Source organism: Marinococcus salis (assembly GCF_054971365.1).
Genome location: NZ_JBQOJB010000003.1, coordinates 67,575 through 84,916 on the forward strand (window position 1 = coordinate 67,575; position 17,342 = coordinate 84,916).

The 17,342-nt window shown below is 47.7% G+C and carries 19 protein-coding genes; 2 read left to right on the plus strand and 17 right to left on the minus strand.

Annotation, left to right across the window (positions count from 1 at the left end; genetic code table 11):
• Positions 1–10 precede the first annotated feature (10 nt).
• The 15 genes from spo0A to ACTTK6_RS03775 all read right to left on the minus strand — a co-directional run bounded on the left by spo0A (position 11) and on the right by ACTTK6_RS03775 (position 13,979).
• Positions 11–781, minus strand: a complete 771-nt coding sequence (gene spo0A / locus ACTTK6_RS03705) for a sporulation transcription factor Spo0A (RefSeq protein WP_079476772.1) — start codon at positions 779–781, stop codon at positions 11–13.
• A 117-nt stretch (positions 782–898) separates the two neighbouring features.
• The gene (gene recN / locus ACTTK6_RS03710; RefSeq protein ID WP_462832730.1) at positions 899–2,623 is read right to left on the minus strand and encodes a DNA repair protein RecN; all 1,725 of its coding nucleotides are present in this window, start codon (positions 2,621–2,623) and stop codon (positions 899–901) included.
• A gap of 25 nt (positions 2,624–2,648) precedes the next feature.
• Positions 2,649–3,098: a transcriptional regulator AhrC/ArgR gene (gene ahrC, locus ACTTK6_RS03715; protein ID WP_079476774.1), complete on the minus strand. Its 450-nt coding sequence runs from the start codon at positions 3,096–3,098 to the stop codon at positions 2,649–2,651.
• 144 nt (positions 3,099–3,242) lie between these two features.
• Entirely contained in the window at positions 3,243–4,070 is an 828-nt protein-coding gene (locus ACTTK6_RS03720) for a TlyA family RNA methyltransferase (RefSeq protein WP_079476775.1), read from the minus strand.
• Positions 4,067–5,965 (minus strand): 1-deoxy-D-xylulose-5-phosphate synthase, encoded by a 1,899-nt coding sequence (gene dxs, locus ACTTK6_RS03725; protein ID WP_079476776.1) that lies wholly within the window; start codon positions 5,963–5,965, stop codon positions 4,067–4,069. The genes ACTTK6_RS03720 and dxs overlap by 4 nt, the downstream gene beginning before the upstream one ends.
• 10 nt (positions 5,966–5,975) lie before the next feature.
• Positions 5,976–6,587: a hypothetical protein gene (locus ACTTK6_RS03730; RefSeq protein WP_462832732.1), complete on the minus strand. Its 612-nt coding sequence runs from the start codon at positions 6,585–6,587 to the stop codon at positions 5,976–5,978.
• 853 nt (positions 6,588–7,440) lie between these two features.
• Complete coding sequence (locus ACTTK6_RS03735; RefSeq protein ID WP_094907929.1) at positions 7,441–8,328, minus strand: polyprenyl synthetase family protein; 888 nt, start codon at positions 8,326–8,328, stop codon at positions 7,441–7,443.
• Complete coding sequence (gene xseB / locus ACTTK6_RS03740; protein ID WP_261763971.1) at positions 8,325–8,558, minus strand: exodeoxyribonuclease VII small subunit; 234 nt, start codon at positions 8,556–8,558, stop codon at positions 8,325–8,327. The genes ACTTK6_RS03735 and xseB overlap by 4 nt, the downstream gene beginning before the upstream one ends.
• 2 nt (positions 8,559–8,560) lie before the next feature.
• On the minus strand, positions 8,561–9,946 hold the full coding sequence (gene xseA, locus ACTTK6_RS03745) for an exodeoxyribonuclease VII large subunit (protein WP_462832733.1): 1,386 nt from the start codon (positions 9,944–9,946) through the stop codon (positions 8,561–8,563).
• Positions 9,947–9,950: 4 nt separating this feature from the next.
• A complete protein-coding gene (folD, locus tag ACTTK6_RS03750) occupies positions 9,951–10,811 on the minus strand; it encodes a bifunctional methylenetetrahydrofolate dehydrogenase/methenyltetrahydrofolate cyclohydrolase FolD (RefSeq protein ID WP_462832735.1) in 861 nt (286 codons plus the stop codon).
• Entirely contained in the window at positions 10,808–11,221 is a 414-nt protein-coding gene (gene nusB / locus ACTTK6_RS03755; RefSeq protein WP_462832736.1) for a transcription antitermination factor NusB, read from the minus strand. Before nusB ends, folD begins: the two co-directional genes overlap by 4 nt.
• Before the next feature lie 97 nt (positions 11,222–11,318).
• Positions 11,319–11,723: an Asp23/Gls24 family envelope stress response protein gene (locus ACTTK6_RS03760; protein WP_462832738.1), complete on the minus strand. Its 405-nt coding sequence runs from the start codon at positions 11,721–11,723 to the stop codon at positions 11,319–11,321.
• A 30-nt stretch (positions 11,724–11,753) separates the two neighbouring features.
• Positions 11,754–12,137 (minus strand): hypothetical protein, encoded by a 384-nt coding sequence (locus ACTTK6_RS03765; RefSeq protein WP_079476783.1) that lies wholly within the window; start codon positions 12,135–12,137, stop codon positions 11,754–11,756.
• A 139-nt stretch (positions 12,138–12,276) separates the two neighbouring features.
• Positions 12,277–12,834, minus strand: a complete 558-nt coding sequence (gene efp, locus ACTTK6_RS03770; protein WP_079476784.1) for an elongation factor P — start codon at positions 12,832–12,834, stop codon at positions 12,277–12,279.
• A gap of 74 nt (positions 12,835–12,908) precedes the next feature.
• A complete protein-coding gene (locus ACTTK6_RS03775) occupies positions 12,909–13,979 on the minus strand; it encodes a M24 family metallopeptidase (RefSeq protein ID WP_079476785.1) in 1,071 nt (356 codons plus the stop codon).
• A 452-nt stretch (positions 13,980–14,431) separates the two neighbouring features.
• Here ACTTK6_RS03775 and ACTTK6_RS03780 point away from each other — a divergent pair, with 452 nt between their 5' ends.
• On the plus strand, positions 14,432–14,803 hold the full coding sequence (locus ACTTK6_RS03780; RefSeq protein ID WP_079476786.1) for a hypothetical protein: 372 nt from the start codon (positions 14,432–14,434) through the stop codon (positions 14,801–14,803).
• An 18-nt stretch (positions 14,804–14,821) separates the two neighbouring features.
• Here the strand turns inward: ACTTK6_RS03780 and mntR are convergent, their stop codons facing one another.
• Positions 14,822–15,238 (minus strand): transcriptional regulator MntR, encoded by a 417-nt coding sequence (gene mntR, locus ACTTK6_RS03785; RefSeq protein WP_079476787.1) that lies wholly within the window; start codon positions 15,236–15,238, stop codon positions 14,822–14,824.
• Positions 15,239–15,473: 235 nt separating this feature from the next.
• Between mntR and dat the strand changes: the two genes are divergently transcribed.
• Positions 15,474–16,349 (plus strand): D-amino-acid transaminase, encoded by an 876-nt coding sequence (gene dat, locus ACTTK6_RS03790; protein ID WP_079476788.1) that lies wholly within the window; start codon positions 15,474–15,476, stop codon positions 16,347–16,349.
• Positions 16,350–16,420: 71 nt separating this feature from the next.
• Here the strand turns inward: dat and ACTTK6_RS03795 are convergent, their stop codons facing one another.
• On the minus strand, positions 16,421–17,257 hold the full coding sequence (locus tag ACTTK6_RS03795) for a lipoate--protein ligase family protein (protein ID WP_079476789.1): 837 nt from the start codon (positions 17,255–17,257) through the stop codon (positions 16,421–16,423).
• Positions 17,258–17,342 lie beyond the last annotated feature (85 nt).

A 17,342-nucleotide genomic window follows, 5' to 3' on the forward strand; every position in this document is an offset into this window, starting at 1 on the left:
AAACTCATATTTATATCTGCTCTGTGCGCAGACGATCAGATACCACTGCGATAAATTCACTATTTGACGGTTTATACGGCAGAGCGCTGTCCTGGCTCCATCCAAATAAATCAGAAATAGCATGCGTATGGCCACGGTCCCACGCTACAACAATGGCATGTCTTAACGCCCGTTCAACACGGCTTGGTGTCGTCTGAAACTTTCGGGCGATTTCAGGATACAGCTGCTTGGTTACTGCATTAATCATGTGCATGTCTTCCATCACGAGCTTCACTGCTTCCTGCATATACACGTAGCCTTTTATGTGCGAAGGAATGCCAACATATTGAATAATATCTTTTATCCGCTCTTCCATGGACTGCTGGGCGGCTATTTTTACTGGGATCGTACCGGTTAACACTTGTGAATTTAAGCTTTCCCTGTGCACGTCCCGGATGTTTGCCATCAGCGCCTCCATATCGAAAGGCTTTAAAACGTAATAAGCGGCTCCATACTCCACTGCTTTTTTTGTTACATCCTCATGGCCAAATGCAGTTAACATAATAATTTTCGTGTTAATGTTATGTTTATTCTTTAAGGCCGTTAATACAGACAGGCCGTCCCGGTGCGGCATAATGATATCTAAAAGCAGCACTTCCGGCTGCTCCTGTTCTACTACCTCAAGGGCTTCTTCTCCATTGTGGGCCGTACCTGCTATCTCCATGTCTTCCTGCTCTTCTATATGTTCGATCAATACCTCAACAAGCTCTTTATTATCATCAGCTACCGCGACCCGTATCATTTTCCCCCGCCCTTCTGCCACTCTCTTTCTCTCTCAACATTATTTTACCATAGCGTGTCGCATAGAAAAAGACAACTTTGATAGTTGTCTTTCTCAAGTGGACATATTCTTTTGGGGTTACACATTGCTTTTCGCCTTCTCTGCCATCTGCAGCAGCTCAGTGGCGTTTTCTCTCGTTAAGGCTGTCACCTCAACTCCAGAGATCATCCGGGCAATTTCATCGATCTTATAATCAGCGGTTAACGGAGTCACAATTGTTTGGACTCGTTCTGCTTTTTCTTCTTTTTGAATATACAAATGACTGTCTGCCATCGCAGCCACCTGTGGGAGATGGGTGATGCATAGTACTTGAGAGCCTCTGGACACTAAATGGATTTTTTCTGCAATCGCCTGGGCCACCCGGCCGCTGACCCCAGTGTCCACCTCGTCAAAAATCAGGGAGGTAACGTGCTGGAAGCCGGATAGAATAGTTTTCAGTGCCAGCATGATCCTGGAAATTTCCCCGCCGGAAGCTACCTTTGCGAGCGGTTTCAATGGTTCACCGGCATTGGCGGAAATAAGAAATTCAATCTTGTCGGCTCCCTTTTCATTAAACACCCACGTCTCCCCCTCCTCCGTTTGATAGGACTTTCCCCGGCTGAGAGGCGATATCTGCACTTCCATTGTAGCTTTTTCCATATACAGGGCCTGAAGCTCCTGCTGCACGCTGCCTGCGAGGGCGTGCCCTGCCTGCCTCCGCAGATCGGTTAATGTTTTCGCTTCGGCAATCAGCTCATCTGCCGCCTGGGAAAGAGCCTGTTCGTACTCAGCGATACGTTCTTCTTTATTGGCAAGCGAATCGATTTCTTCTTCAATCTTTGAGGCATAAACTAAAATATCCTCAACCGAATCGCCATATTTTCGTTTCAGCTTATTCAACTCATCAAGCCGGTTTTCCACCTCATTTAACCTCTCCGGATTAAACGCCATGGAATCAGCCTTATCCCGGAGTGTAAACGTCGCTTCTTCCATCATGTAGTAGGCCGAGCTGACCGATTCGGAAAGGCCCCCCAGATCCGTATCGATTTCTGCGGCTTCTTCTACGCTCGATACTGCCATGCCGGCCCAGTCGAGTGCTTTTCCTTCACCATACAGGTGGTCATATGCGACGCGAATCGCCTCGAAAAGCTTTTCGCTGTTGGCGAGAATATGGCGTTCTTTTTCCAAATCTTCGTCTTCTCCTGGCTGCAGGCCGGCAGCTTCAATTTCCTGGAGCTGATATTGAATAAAATCCAACCGGTTTGCGGTTTCCTGATCACTTTCTTTCAACTGCTTCAATTTTGCCTGCAGCTGATCGAAGCGATGATAGCGTTTTTGATAATCTTCGAGGGCTTCTTCCAGCTCTGTTTTCCCGAAGCGGTCAAGCATCTGCTGGTGACGCTCCGCGTGCATTAAATCCTGGTGTTCATGCTGCCCGTGGATATCTACGAGACTGTGGCCGGTTTCTCTCAATACCGCAAGGGTAACCAGTTTGCCGTTAATCCGGCAGATGCTCTTGCCCTGATGAGTGATGTCCCTGCGCAATACGACCATGTCGTCTTCAATCTCAATGCCTGCGGCTTCTAATTTTTCAACTGCGGGGTGGTTATCCTCCAGGCGGAACAGCCCTTCCATTTCCGCCCGTTTCTCTCCGTGGCGTACATATTCAGCCGAACCCCTTCCACCGATAAGCAGGCCGATCGCATCAATGATGATAGATTTCCCGGCTCCTGTTTCACCGCTTAATACCGTTAATCCATTTTCAAATGAAACGGTTAACTCCTCGATAATGGCAAAATTCTTGATGGAAATTTCTTCAAGCATTTCTGTACCCCATTTCCAATTAGCATTAAAGCATTTCTAAAAACCGGTTGACAATTTCCGGGGAATTTTCTTTCTGCTTGCATATAATAAGTATCGTGTCGTCTCCGCAAATGGTTCCCATAATGTTTTCCCAGTCCAGGTTATCAATGAGAGCACCTACTGCATTGGCGTTTCCCGGCAGTGTTTTCATAACAATTAAATTTTCAGAATGATCGATGCCGACAAAGCTGTCCACGAGCGCTCTTTTCAGTTTTTGCATTGGATTAAAACGCTGATCGGCAGGCAGGCTGTACTTATATCTGCCGTCAATCATCGGCACCTTCACTAAATGAAGCTCCTTAATATCCCGTGATACCGTCGCCTGAGTTACGTTGTAGCCATCTCCCCGGAGTCTCGCTACTAAATCGTCCTGTGTTTCTATATCTGTATTTGAAATTAATTCTCTGATCTTTATGTGCCTTTGTCCCTTATTCATCCCGAAACCTCCCGTGCAAAACTACTTTCATCATAACTATTTCATTATAATTATACAAGTTTATGAGTAAATAGCACGCTCCGTTTTAGGAATTCTTTTGATGTTATGGCCTGAATAGAAAAAAACGCCGAAAAAGATCGGCGTCTACGAAGGTTCAAGTTTTTTCTTAAAGGAGTCATGTGCTTCCCGGACTACAGCAGCTATACGCTCTTCTCCAGGCAGCGGATGTTCACTGCTTGATACAGAACCATAGAGCAAATATTCTATGTTGCCATCTCCCCCGGTTATGGGGGAGAAGTCAAGCGCTTCCGGCATTAGGCCGGTGTCTTCTGCCGACTGAAGTATTTTCTTGAGCACCTCCCTATGAACTGCCGGGTCCCTGACAATACCTTTTTTTCCGACTTTATCACGGCCTGCTTCAAACTGCGGCTTGACCAGCACGCAAAAACCGGCATGCTTTGCGAGTACCTGTGGCATCACAGGAAAAAGCTTTTCCAGCGAAATAAAAGACACATCAGCGATCAGTATTCCGGGCACGCCACGTGCCAGCTGGCTTTTCTCAAGATGCCGAAAGTTCACCCGTTCCATCACCTCTACCCGCGGGTCCTGGCGCAGCTTCCAGGCGAGCTGATTGTAGCCGACATCCAGGGCATACACCAGTGAAGCCCCGTTTTGCAGTGCACAGTCGGTAAAGCCTCCGGTTGAAGCTCCGACATCGAGTACGACGGCATCCTGCAGATCCAGCTGAAACGAGTGAATGGCTTTTTCGAGCTTTAAGCCTCCCCGGCTCACGTAGGGCATCTGCTTTCCCTTCAAGCGTAAAACTGCTTCATCACTAATTTTTGTCCCGGGTTTATCCACTACTTCATCATCTGCCAGTACAAGGCCTGCCATGATTGCCCTTTTGGCTTTTTCCCGGGAATCAAACAGACCCTTCTGTACTATCAGCGTATCAATTCGTTCTTTATTCATCCCCGGATATTTGTTCTTTCTTTGCTGGTCATCGCCATCACCTTTTCCACTACCTTCTCGGAAGTGAGCCCTAATTCTTCATAAAGCTCCGGCACGCTGCCGTGTTCCACGTAGTAGTCGGCAATCCCCATCCGGCGGACCGGCAGCGAGTCATGCTCATGGTCTGCCATATATTCAAGCACTGCGCTTCCAAAGCTTCCCTTTAGTGCTGCTTCTTCTACTGTCAGCACCGGCTTGCCTTCTTCAGCCAATTCTTCGAGCATTTCATCATCAAGCGGTTTCGCGGAACGGGCATTAACAATACGCACACTTGTGCCGCGCTCGCTCAAGACGGCCGCTGCCTCCTCTACGATCGGAAGCATCGTTCCAAACGAGAGGATCGTACAGTCTGTCCCTTCCCGGACGATTTCCCACTTGCCGTAAGGAATGAGTTGAAACTCTTCGTCCATTTCCACTCCGAGACCATTACCGCGCGGGTACCGGACAGCTGTCGGGCCGTCGTCGTTATGAAAGGCCGAATACAGCATATGCTGCAGTTCATTCTCATCCTTAGGCATCAGAATTTTCATATTCGGCAGATGCCGCAGGTAAGCAATGTCAAACACTCCCTGGTGAGTTTCCCCGTCCGCACCGACTAAACCTGCACGGTCGATCCCAAACAGCACATTCAGGTTCTGGCGGCACACATCATGCACAAGCTGGTCGTAGCCCCGCTGAAGGAACGTGGAATACACACCAAATACCGGCTTCATTCCCTGCGTGGCAAGCGCGCCGGACATTGTTGTGGCATGCTGCTCGGCAATGCCTACGTCAAACATGCGGTCCGGAAATTTTTCTGCAAACGTATCGAGTTTCGTGCCGCCGGACATAGCAGCTGTTACGGCAACAAGCCGCGGGTCCATCTCTGCTATTTTTTGCAGGGTATTGCTGAATACGGCACTGTACGCTGGGGCTGCTGCCGGCTTTTTAATTACTTCACCAGACTCTATTTTATATGGCCCGAGCCCATGCCAGGTGCCTTTAGCATCATTTTCTGCCGGCGTGTAGCCTTTACCTTTTTTGGACAATACGTGTACTATCACCGGCCCGTTGGTATCTCTCGCGTATTTAATGTTGGCATGCAGGTCGTCGAGGTCGTGACCATCCACAGGCCCGAGGTACGTAAAACCAAGCTCTTCGAAAAACATACCGGAGAGCACCATCTGCTTCATGCTGTCTTTCATCCGATCGGCATAGGAAGCAAGCTTCGAACCGAAAGCAGGAATTCTGCGCAGCATATGATCTACGTCTTCTTTCGTTCTGCGGTAAGTGCCAGCGGTACGAATGCGGCCGAGCATACTGTGAAGTGCTCCTACGTTCGGCGAAATCGACATTTCGTTATCGTTCAGAATAATCGTGAGATCAGTTTGCTCATGGCCAATATGGTTCAGCGCTTCAAGAGCCATGCCACCGGTAAGAGCCCCGTCACCGATAATGGCTGCTACTTTGGAATCCCCGCCTTTCAGCTGATTCGCAAGCGCCATTCCTTCGGCTGCAGACAACGATGTTGAGCTGTGGCCAGTCTCCCATACGTCATGTTCACTTTCGGAGCGTTTGGGAAAGCCGCACAGCCCCTGATACTGACGCAGCGAATCAAAGCGGTCCGCCCGCCCCGTCAAAATTTTGTGTACGTATGACTGGTGGCCGACGTCCCAGATAAGTTTATCTTTGGGCGTATCATACAGCTGGTGCAGAGTGAGTGTTAATTCCACTACTCCGAGATTCGGGCCGAGGTGGCCGCCAGTGACGGATAATTTTTCAATTAGAAAGGCACGTATATCTTCACCCAGGGCTTTTAGTTCTTTATCGTTGTACTGCTTCATGAATCCAGGGTCTTGGATGGTTTCCAGGTTCATTTAAATCCCCCTACCTGCTATGTTTTTCTGTTGATGATTTCCATCTTCTTTTCTTTGGAATCAGCTTAATTTTCAGCTTATTTTCAATAAAATACAAGATTCTTCCGACCTGAAAAACGATATTGTTCGCATACGTAATCGCAAATGTTTTTCCAAGTGCTTTTCCGCTGACTGTGAGCGCTGCCACGATAGCTGTAAACACAGTACTGAGGATCAGCTGGCCATTGGAGCTGTTATTTGTTCCAATGGTCATACCAAGCTGTACAACAACTGCCGAGCTGGCTGTACCACTTACAACTCCGCTGATATCACCAATTACGTCGGCACAGAAGTTTGCAACCCTGTCGGCATTCCGCTGAATAAACACACTGTGGGATGCACCGGGAACTTTTTTAGCAGCCATTGCATTAAACGGCCTCGGCTTTGCCGCTGTAGCGGCCACGCCGATCACGTCAAAGACAACCCCGGTAAATACGATAATCAGCACGACGATCATGCCGATCGCCCAGCCGACTCCTGACAGTACTGCCGTTGAAACTACTGAAAAGATAGCTGCGAGTATCAGGGTGACAAATCCAATTAACGTGCTCCATCGGAGCGATTTTCTCCATAAATTGTTCATCTTTACTTATCACCAAATTCTTTGTTTTTATCATAACGTACATTTCGTTCTTTTAATATCATTTTGTGTTATGGCCTGGTTGTTTATACCCTAAATGGTTCATATTTACGCTTTTCTCCCTGTGCGAGCCTTCCGTAAAAGAAAAAAGCGCCTGTCAGCGCTTCTTCAACTGCTTATGTATAAAGTTGAATGGTCGCCCGGAGCGTAAACCTTGTGGCTTAGGTCCAGTAGGGTTTCCCACCAGGCAGCCAATTCGTCGCCGAATTGGTGGTTTCCCTTTAATGCCTGGTGAACGCCGTCACCGGCAGTTCGACTGAATTACCACTTAGACCACACTGCAATCCACTCTGGACGTGCGTCAAACAGCCTAGGAGTTTTCCTCGGCAGTTCCGTGCCACTTTCTTATCCTCTTTTGCAGAACAGGTTTCAGTTGTTGGGTCCCATACCAGTTGGCCGACCGGTATGATACCAATAGAACAACTTCCCCGCTGTTCCACTCAAGGCAGGCTACGCTGTTGAAAGGTCTTCCCTTGGCCTTTACAACAGGTCTTACCGCAGGATGCATCCGGGACGGTATCCGTCTTCCGGGATGACCCGGATACATTACTGCAGCCTCCACGGCGAAAGGGTTCACGCCCACATGCCATTGTGGATCGCCCTTACGCCTTAACTCCCAGCACCGACCCAGGGCTGGGCGCCGCAAGCCGACGCCAGGAACTTCATCGATGTGCCCTTCAGCGGATTTTTAGGCCCGCCTTCGAAAATGGAGAACCGACTAGGATACTGCACCATTCAACTTTTCAGCCTTATTTTAGCACGGTTTGACTGTCATGAAAACTAATCCGCTCTTTTTTTAGTGGTTTCGCTGCCCAATATAATGCAGAAAGGAGACTAAAAGAGAAGTATCTACTGTCATCAGCCCAAGCAATTTTTCGGCCTCTTCGATATGATAGGTAAGTTTTTCTTTTGCCCCTTCGAGCGTGAGGAGCTTAGGGTACGTACTTTTTTCTTTCGATTCATCGCTACCGGAGGATTTCCCCATTTCTTCGAGAGAGCCTTCCACATCCAGAATATCGTCCTTAATCTGAAAAACGAGACCAAGCTCCCGTCCAAAAGCACGCCAGTTTTCCACGTCTGTGTTCGGGGCTTCCGCTATTAATGAACCGGAAACGACTGCGTATGTCAGCAGGGCCCCTGTTTTATGATGGTGAATGTATTCGAGCTCTTTTAGATTCAACGCCTGCTTTTCACCTTCCAGGTCGGCCATTTGGCCGCCAACCATGCCTTCGCCTCCGGAGGCCCCAGCCAGTTCCTGAACCAGCTGAAGACGGGCTTCAGCTGAGGCTGGACGCCCCGCCTCAGCAACCCAAGTAAATGCTGTCGTCTGCAGCGCGTCTCCAGCTAAAATGGCAGTTGCTTCTCCAAACTTCCTATGATTCGTCGGCTGGCCGCGGCGCCAGTCGTCATCATCCATCGACGGAAGATCATCATGAACAAGTGAATACGTATGAATCAATTCCACGGCAGAGGCTGCCGGGAGGTCTTCTTCTTCCACCGGGCGGTAGCATTGCAGTACGGCCAGTGCCAGCAGCGGCCGCACACGCTTCCCCCCTGCTTCGAGAGAATACAGCATTGCTGCTTTTAGTGTATCTGGTGTTTTTAACGTACTCACCCGGTCAGTCAAAGCTTGGTCGACAGACGGCCGGTAGGTTTCAAAAAAATGCTGGAGGTCGACACTCATTCGTCCGGGGCCTCATTTTCAAGCGGTGTTACCTCGCCGTTTTCATCCACGATTTCATCCATTTGTTTTTCGACCTTTTGCAGCTTTTCATGGCACGTATTGGAAAGCGTCATGCCTTCCTGATACATCGTAATTGCTTTTTCTAAAGGTACTTCGCCTTCCTCAAGCCGTTCCACGATCTGCTCAAGCTTTTCCATCGCCTGTTCAAATGTTTGTTCCTGTTCTGCCAAAATTACCGCTCCTTTTCCGGATGGGAAAGCGCCTCAAAGCCGTCTTCCCCTTTTTCTTTAATTTCACATTGTAGGTAGCCATCTGTCACATACATTCTCAAGCTGCTTCCTTCGTCTGCCTGGGCAATCGAAGACAGCACCTTATCATTTTCATCGTAAGCAACATTATACCCGCGTTGCAGAATGGCGAGTGGATTCAGCAGTTCAATTGCCTGCAGCGACTTTGTAAAAGTCGCCTTTTTTCGCTCCACCTGCTGGTTCATCGCCTTTTGCAGCCGGGCCCGCTTTTCGTGCATTCTCTCGCGTTCAAGTTCAATTAAACGCTCAGGATGCTGGCGCATAAGCCGTTTTTCCATTTCTTCAAGCTTCTGCCTGCTTGTTTTCACTGTCTGGAACGTCTGCTTTTCTAGCCGCTCCATCACCCGGTCAAGGTCCTGTTCCTTTTGTTCGAATAAGCGCGCCGGATATTTAAACGCGTACGAACGCCGGAGCTTGGCAAGCCGGGTCCGCTGCTCCTGAACTTTATAATGCATCTGCCGGTGCAGGCGGTTTTGCATCTGGCGAATTTTCTCTTCAAGCTCGCTGACCATTGGCACAGCTATTTCCGCAGCAGCAGTCGGTGTAGCTGCCCGTACATCGGCTGTAAAATCGGCGATGGTGACGTCTGTTTCGTGGCCCACAGCAGAAATAACTGGTACATTTACATTCCGGATAGCCCGTGCCACCATCTCTTCATTAAACGCCCAGAGATCCTCAATAGAACCGCCTCCGCGCCCGACGATGACTAAATCCGCACTACTCATTTTTTCCACTCTTTCCAAAGCCCGGGTGACTGATTCCGGAGCCTGCTCCCCCTGCACCAGCACAGGGAATAACGTAATTTTTACTGGCGGGAAACGACGCTTAAGGGTAGAAATGATGTCCCGTATGGCTGCCCCGGTTGGCGACGTTATAACAACTATATGTCTTGGAACAGCCGGAAGCATACGTTTTTGATCCGCTGCAAATAACCCTTCTGCTTCGAGCTGCTTTTTCAGCTGTTCAAACCGCACATACAGCTGCCCGATGCCATCCGGTTCCATCGCGTTTACATACATTTGGTACTGCCCAAAAGGCTCATATACGGACACGCTTCCTGTCACCAGAACCTTCATTCCGTTTTCCGGCAGGAACGAAAGGTTTTTGTTTTTTCCGGCAAACATGACTGCTGATATTCTCGCCTGTTCGTCCTTTAGGGTGAAATACATATGACCTCTACTGTGCTTTTTAAAATTCGAAATTTCTCCGCGGAGCCATACCTTCTGAAGCCCCGGGTTCTGTTCGATAGAACGCTTGATGGCACCTGTCAGCTGGGAAACGGAAAGCCATTTATCCGCAGGCGACTGCATATCTTTAAGCCCCCTGCCGGTGGAATCGTTTTGCAGACTGCAGCGTATTGTAAAGAAGCATCGTAATCGTCATCGGCCCGACTCCTCCCGGCACCGGTGTGAGATATGAAGCCTTCTCGCTCACTTCTTCAAAATCAACATCTCCGCACAGCTTTCCATCATCCTTGCGGTTCATGCCAACGTCTATAACGACAGCTCCCGGTTTAACATCTTTCTTTTTTACGAATTCCTGTTTGCCGATCGCTGCAATCAAAATATCCGCCGACTGCATATATGACTCCAGGTCTTTTGTACGCGAGTGACAATAGGTGACCGTAGCGTTTTTATTCAGCAAAAGCTGTCCCATTGGCTTTCCAACGATATTGCTGCGTCCGAGAACGACAGCATGTTTACCCTCAATCGGGGCGCCGACGTATTCGAGCATTTTAATAATGCCGTACGGCGTACATGGAAGAAAAGCCTCCTGGCCGGTCATCATTCGTCCAATATTGATAGGATGAAATCCATCTACGTCTTTGTCCGGCGAAATGGTTTCAATTACTTTCTTATCTGAAATATGATCCGGAAGCGGGAGCTGCACAAGAATACCGTGAATTTCTTCATTGTCATTATATTCTCTTACAATCTGGAGCAATTCCTCTTCAGTAACGGATTCCGGCAGTTCTTTTAACTCTGAATGGATGCCGACTTCTTTAGACGCCTTCTGCTTTCCTTTAACATACGACCTCGAAGCCGGATTATCTCCTACTAAAACTACGGCGAGTCCCGGTATTTGCTCTCCATTATTCCAGGAAGCGACTTCCTTCTTGATTTCTTCACGCAAAGAAGCTGCTACTTCTTTGCCGCTGATCAGCTGGGCACTCATTCACTCTCTCTCCCTTCACGTTCACAATCACTTAAAATATTCGACAACACGCCGTTGACAAATTTCCCTGCCTCTATACCGCCAAATGCTTTGGCCAGCTCAATAGCTTCATTGACGCTGACATGCAACGGAATATCAGGCACATATAGCATCTCATGGACGCATTCTCTTAAAATAGCACGATCCACGTTCCCAACCCGTTCAAGAGTCCAGTGTTCAAGCTGATCTACAAGCCGTTCATCAATTTCTACAAGGTGTTCCCATACACCATGCACCGCAGAAATCAGAAACTCATCTGCTTCTTCATCCTCGAGCATGGAATTTTTTATTGCCTGGTCTGCGTCAACATCTGTAATATCCATCTGGTACAGTGCCTGTACGGACCGAAGCCTGGCTAAACGTCGATTCATTTCGTGTTCTCCTTTTCTCCTATGTACCCGGAGCCGTATTCGTAAATGAAAGAAGGACGGCTCCCCCGAAAAGCGGTGGCGGGACAGCCCTCCCTGGTCATTTTTCCTGTTCCTGTAACGGCTGCTCTTCTTCAGGGAACTGCAGGCCGATAATGTGTACATTCACCGCATCGATGTGAATATCAGTCATCCCCCGTACGGTCTGCTGAATATTTTCCTGGACCTGCTTAGCTGTGACCGGCAAAGAGCTTCCGTAGTGAAGCAACATGCTGATTGTCACCACTGCACCGTGTTCAGTAAATTCTACCTTCACGCCTTTGCCATATGATTTCCGGCCGAAACGCTCTGCTACATCATCTGCGATGCTGCCCTGCAGACCGTATACCCCCTCGACTTCAAGTGCGGCAATGCTTGCCACTACTTCAATCACATCCCGGGCGATCTCAATATTTCCCAGACTTTCTTTTTCTTCATCTATCGTAAGCAGCGTGTATTCGCTCACAGCGCTCCCCGCTTTCTATGCAGCATGATTTTATTCGTCCTGCTCCGCCTCTGCTTCTGCTCTTTCTTTTTCTTCCGCTTCTTTTTGCTTTTGGACGTACTCGTATTTATACTGGCGGAATACAGGGTATTCAGAAAGATTATCAGGGATCTTTCCCTTTTCAAGTAGAATCAATTTGACAATATCTTTGTTGCGGGCCATATGATATTTTTCTCCATACTCGTTTTCTTCAGCGAATTGTTTAATGCTTTGATAGTCTTCTTCCTGAATGGACACTGTATATTCATGGCCAGGTTCTCCGTACTCATGTTCAAAGCCTATTTCAAATTCCACGATCTGTATTTGGTCGCTTTTCATGTTGCGGGTCTGTTCAAGCACCGCTTTTGCGCCTTCCGTTAAATCATTCCATTCCATATAATAGCCTCTCTTTCCGTATTACCGCTCAAAATTCCATTCCATTATATCACGGTGTTTCTGCAATTTCACCGGTCCACAGCCGCCTGCGTGTATTGTTCAAGAAAAAACGGCCTCCCCAATGGCAGGCCGTTTGTTTTTAGGCACGGGAGGCGTATGCGCCGGTTCTTGTATCGACAACGATCCGCTCGCCTTCTTCAATGAAAATAGGGACCTGTAGACGGTATCCGGTCTCTACCACTGCCGGTTTGGATCCTCCGGACTGGGTGTTTCCTTTAATGCTCGGGTCTGTTTCTTTAACTTCGAGCTCTACCGTATTAGGCACTTCAACACCAAGCGTTTCTGTACCGTAGCTGGTAATAGACACTTCCATGTTTTCTTTTAGAAAGTTTAATTCATACTTCAACTGCTCGCTCGTCAACTCCATTTGATCAAACGTTTCCATGTCCATAAATGTATGCACATCGCCGCTAGCGTACAAGTATTGCATTTTCCGGCGTTCAATATGTGCATTATTTACTTTTTCACCAGCGCGAAAAGTTTTTTCCTGAATGTTGCCCGTACGCAGACTGCGAAGCTTAGAGCGGACAAATGCAGCCCCTTTTCCAGGCTTTACGTGCTGGAATTCGACAACTGTCCAAATATCGCCGTCTGTTTCAATGGTGAGCCCTGTTTTAAAATCGTTAACTGAAACCATAAACGTTCCTCCACTCTTCAATTGATCGATTATTACTATATCACAGCTGCCCGGTTTTTTATATGCAATCCCGGTTAATTGCCGACGATCGTGAGCTCTTTTGCAGAGTAGCTAAGCTTCCGGCTGCCGGTTTCGGTGATAAGAACGTCGTCTTCTATACGAACTCCTCCAAGCTCCGGCACGTATATCCCCGGTTCAATAGTAATTACCATGCCCGGTTCGAGCTCTACATCGCTTTTCGGAGAAACGCCGGGCTGTTCGTGCACTTCCATCCCAAGGCCGTGGCCGAGACTGTGGCCGAAGCGTTCACCGAACCCTTCTTTATTAATGTGATCTCTTGCAATGGCATCTGCTTCTTTCCCGGTCATGCCCGGCCCCACCTGCTCTACAGCTTTCATCTGGGCTTCGTAAACCGTCTGGTATATTTTTTTCATATCATCATTTGGTTCACCGACAGCGAGCGTTCTCGTGATATCCGAGCAGTACCCGTCCACGTAGGCCCCAAAATCAAGTGTCACAAGCTCCCCGTCCTCTATCACCTTATCGGAAGCGATACCATGGGGAAGGGCTCCTCTCCATCCGGAAGCAACGATAATATCAAAGGAAGAGCCCGCTGCACCGTTTTTTCTCATATAAAACTCCAGTTCGTTACTTACATCAAGCTCGGTCATATTCGGTGCAATGATCGATTTGATATGTTCAAACGCATCTTCAGCGATATTGACCGCTGTCTGCAGTTTTTCGACTTCCTCCTTTGATTTGTAGGCACGCTGCTTTTCTACGATTCCTGAAACCGGGGAAAGCGATCCGCTTAGTTTTTCTCTCATATCTTCAAACTGCGCATAGGTTACATGCTGCTTTTCAAACCCAACAGAGCTTACGTCCTCGCTTTGGGCAATTTCTTCGACCGTATCCCAGGCTGAGCCCTTCTGTTCGATAACATCGAAATCGAGCGCTTCATCGTTAGCCTGCTCTACGTAACGAAAATCTGTAATTAGGTGAGCCGATTTTTTTGTAATAATCAGCGTACCGGCCGAACCGGTAAAACCACTTACATAGCGTCGATTATAGGGGCTTTGTATAACAAGCGCATCAAGTTTTTTGTGCTCAAGCTCTTCCCGGATACGTGCTGTGATCTCATGCATTACCGACACCTCTTTTTGGATTAACTTTGCTTCCTTGTTTATCGTAACACAACGCGCGGTAAGGAAACAGACTTCGAGAAAGAGGTGGGCTTCTTCTATATATCACGTGTATTCTCATTAGATTATGGGAATGGTATTAATACAGTGAGAGAATGTTTAAAAGTAGCGCTTTCCATATCTTTATTGTAAAATTTAAGTATTAATTCAATTAACGCTTTTATCCACCCCACGCTTTAGGCCTCTGCAGAATCGTTGTCATTTCTCCGCATTGTTTTACAGCATTACTCAGCGGGTATGGAAATAAATCTTCTTATTAATCTGTACAAAGAATAGAAGAACACCTGGGCATTACTCATATATACTATTACATGTATTATGCACTCAGCTTTTTATATAACTACCTCTGGCCGCTGGTAACGCAAAAAATTTTTACGAAATGAGAGGTGTGTTCCATGCAGCAAGCGCTAAAAAACCCTATTGCTACTGTTGTGCTGGGACTTGCCATTTTAGGGGTGGGTTACCGGCTCGTAACAGATCCGCTCGGTCTGCTTCTCTACCTTGTTATTGGTGCAGCTATCGCTGTTGGTTTATATTTCCTTTTCACAAGAGTCATCATGAAGCGCGCGATGATGAACCAATACCAAGCTGGCTCTAATGCTGCCTCCGGTCGTCCCGGATCTGCAAAAGGAAATCAGGCGAAAAATTTTAAACAAGCCCAGAAGCAGCAGAAGAAAAAATCGGCTAAAAGTTCCAGTAAACGGCGTAACGAGGCAAACCTGAAAGTGATTCAGGGAAACAAAAACCGAAAAAAAGACCGGGCGTGACAAACGCCCGGTCTTTTTTTATTCATACGAGCGCTGGATGTCCCTCAGTGCCTGTACCCGCTCGCTGTCGTCTTCAAAATACTGCAGAACGTCTCCAATACGGTCGATGGCATCCCAGCTGAGATGGTGTTCAATTCCTTCTACATCTGCATATATTTTGTCCTCTTCCACCCCGATAATATGTAAAAACTTTTCGAGCAGCTCATGCCTGTAAACCAGTCGTTTACCTATTTTATTTCCTTTTGAAGTCAACACAAGCCCCCGGTACCGTTCGTAAATCAGATATTCCATTTTATCGAGCTTCTGAACCATTTTTGTTACAGAGGAAGGATGTACTTCCAGCGTTTCTGCAATATCTGATACCCTTGCATACCCTTTTGATTCGATCAATTGATAAATCCGCTCTAAATAATCTTCCATACTAGGAGTCGGCATCGGGACCCTCCAATAAATATGATAAAAACTGTTACACAAAAAAATTGGCTTTCTTTATTTTAACGAAACTATTTCTAAAAAACAAACCTTCTTTTTCTTATAATTAACCCTTATTTCTAATTTGCCCTCAGGAAATTTTTTTGTTCGATAATTAATTTCCTCGCATTTGAAGAGCTTTTCTTTTGTTCAACACTGCATTCTTGTACAATATAAAGTATTGAAGGAGGCAGCATTCATGAGCTATGTGATGTATAACGAATCCATTATTCCAAAAGAGGAAGCCGCTATTTCCTTTGACGATCGCGGTTATTATTTTGGCGACGGCATTTATGAAGTGATCCGGGTGTACAACGGAAAATTGTTTCTCCAGGAAGGGCATCTCGAACGGTTTCAGGACAGCGCTTCTAAACTCGATTTGACAGTCCCCTACTCCCCTGACACGATGAAGTCGCTTCTTCGCCGTCTGATTGAGAAAAACGGACTTACTACGGGATATGTCTATTTTCAGCTGACCCGCGGTATTCAGGCCCGGGATCACTTGTACCAGCGCGGAACAGCCCCGGTGTTAACCGGCTTTACGAAAGCTTCCGAAGTGCCATTTGCTAAACAGGCTGACGGCATAAATGTGTACGCCACAGAAGACATCCGCTGGCTTCGCTGTGACATTAAAACCATTAACCTGCTCGGAAACGTGCTTGCCAAACGGGCCGCGGAAGATCACGACTGTGCGGAGGCGCTTCAGCACCGCGGAGAGGTTATTACGGAGGGCTCCTCTACCAATGCCTTTATCGTTAAAGACGAAACGGTCATCACTCATCCGCAGAGCAACTATATTCTTGAAGGTATTACTAAGCGCTACGTCCTTCAGCTGGCAAAGCAGTTGAATATTCCCGTCGAACAACGCCCGTTTACTATCGACGAAGCCATACAGGCTGACGAAATGTTTATGACGAGCACTTCGATTGAGATCGTGCCCGTCCGTTCTATTAAAGGCTCATTTCAAGCCGAGTACGGAAACGATCCAGTAACGAAGGAGCTTCTTGGAGAATTCCGCCGCGAAGTCGAGCTGTTCGAATCCGGGGACACCCAGCCGCTTGTTACCTACAACTAATTGGCCGCAACATCCCTTATATAAACGACCGCCCCGGGGGCGGTCGTTTGTTTTTTAATTGAGGGAGAACATCAGCGCCTGAAATTCCACTCATCGGTCTCGTATCGTTCTGCTGCCAGCGCCTCTACTTCTTTCTCCTGATCCGCAGTTAGCTGATACTCTTCAAGGTCGGCATGCAGACCGTCGGCAAATCCTTCTTTAAAAGCACTCCTCAGATCTTCCAGCGTGAATGGTTTGTCTGTAAGCTCGTTGATCGCGACGGCTTTATTTTTAAAAGCCTGCTGCATTCTTTCCCGAACGCGCTCACTCGGATACTTAAACAAATCAAATAACTTGTCCTCATCCAGGTCCAGAATAATTGATCCGTGCTGCAGGATGACCCCGCGCTGTCTTGTCTGGGCACTTCCGGCAATTTTCCGGTCCTCTACGACCAGCTCATACCATGACGAGGCGTCAAAACAGTTAGCCGAACGGGGATTCTTTAACGAGTCTTCCTCCTCCTTCGTTTTCGGCACGGAAAAATAAGCATCCAGGCCAAGCTTTAAAAACCCCTGCAAAATTCCTTCCGAGAGTACCCGGTAGGCCTCGGTCACCGTTTCCGGCATTTCCGGATGATCTTCTGAAACAATAATGCTGTAGGTCAGCTCCTGATCGTGCAGAACCGCCCGGCCTCCCGTCGGCCGGCGCACAAAACCTACACCGTGCTTTTCCACTGCCTCCATATCAATATCCTTTTTTGCCTTCTGAAAGTAACCGACTGACAGCGTCGGCGGATTCCATCCGTAAAACCTTATCACCGGCGGAATTTGCCCTTCACTGTGCCACTGCAGCAGTTTTTCGTCGAGAGCCATATTATAGGCCGGCGACCGGTTGCCTGAATCTATAAAAAGCCAAGTATCTTTTGCCATTAACGTTCATCTCTCTTTCTCAATTTTTCCACTTCCATTGTAGCAGAGATCACTGCGTTCCATATATAAAAATGACCGCCCATTA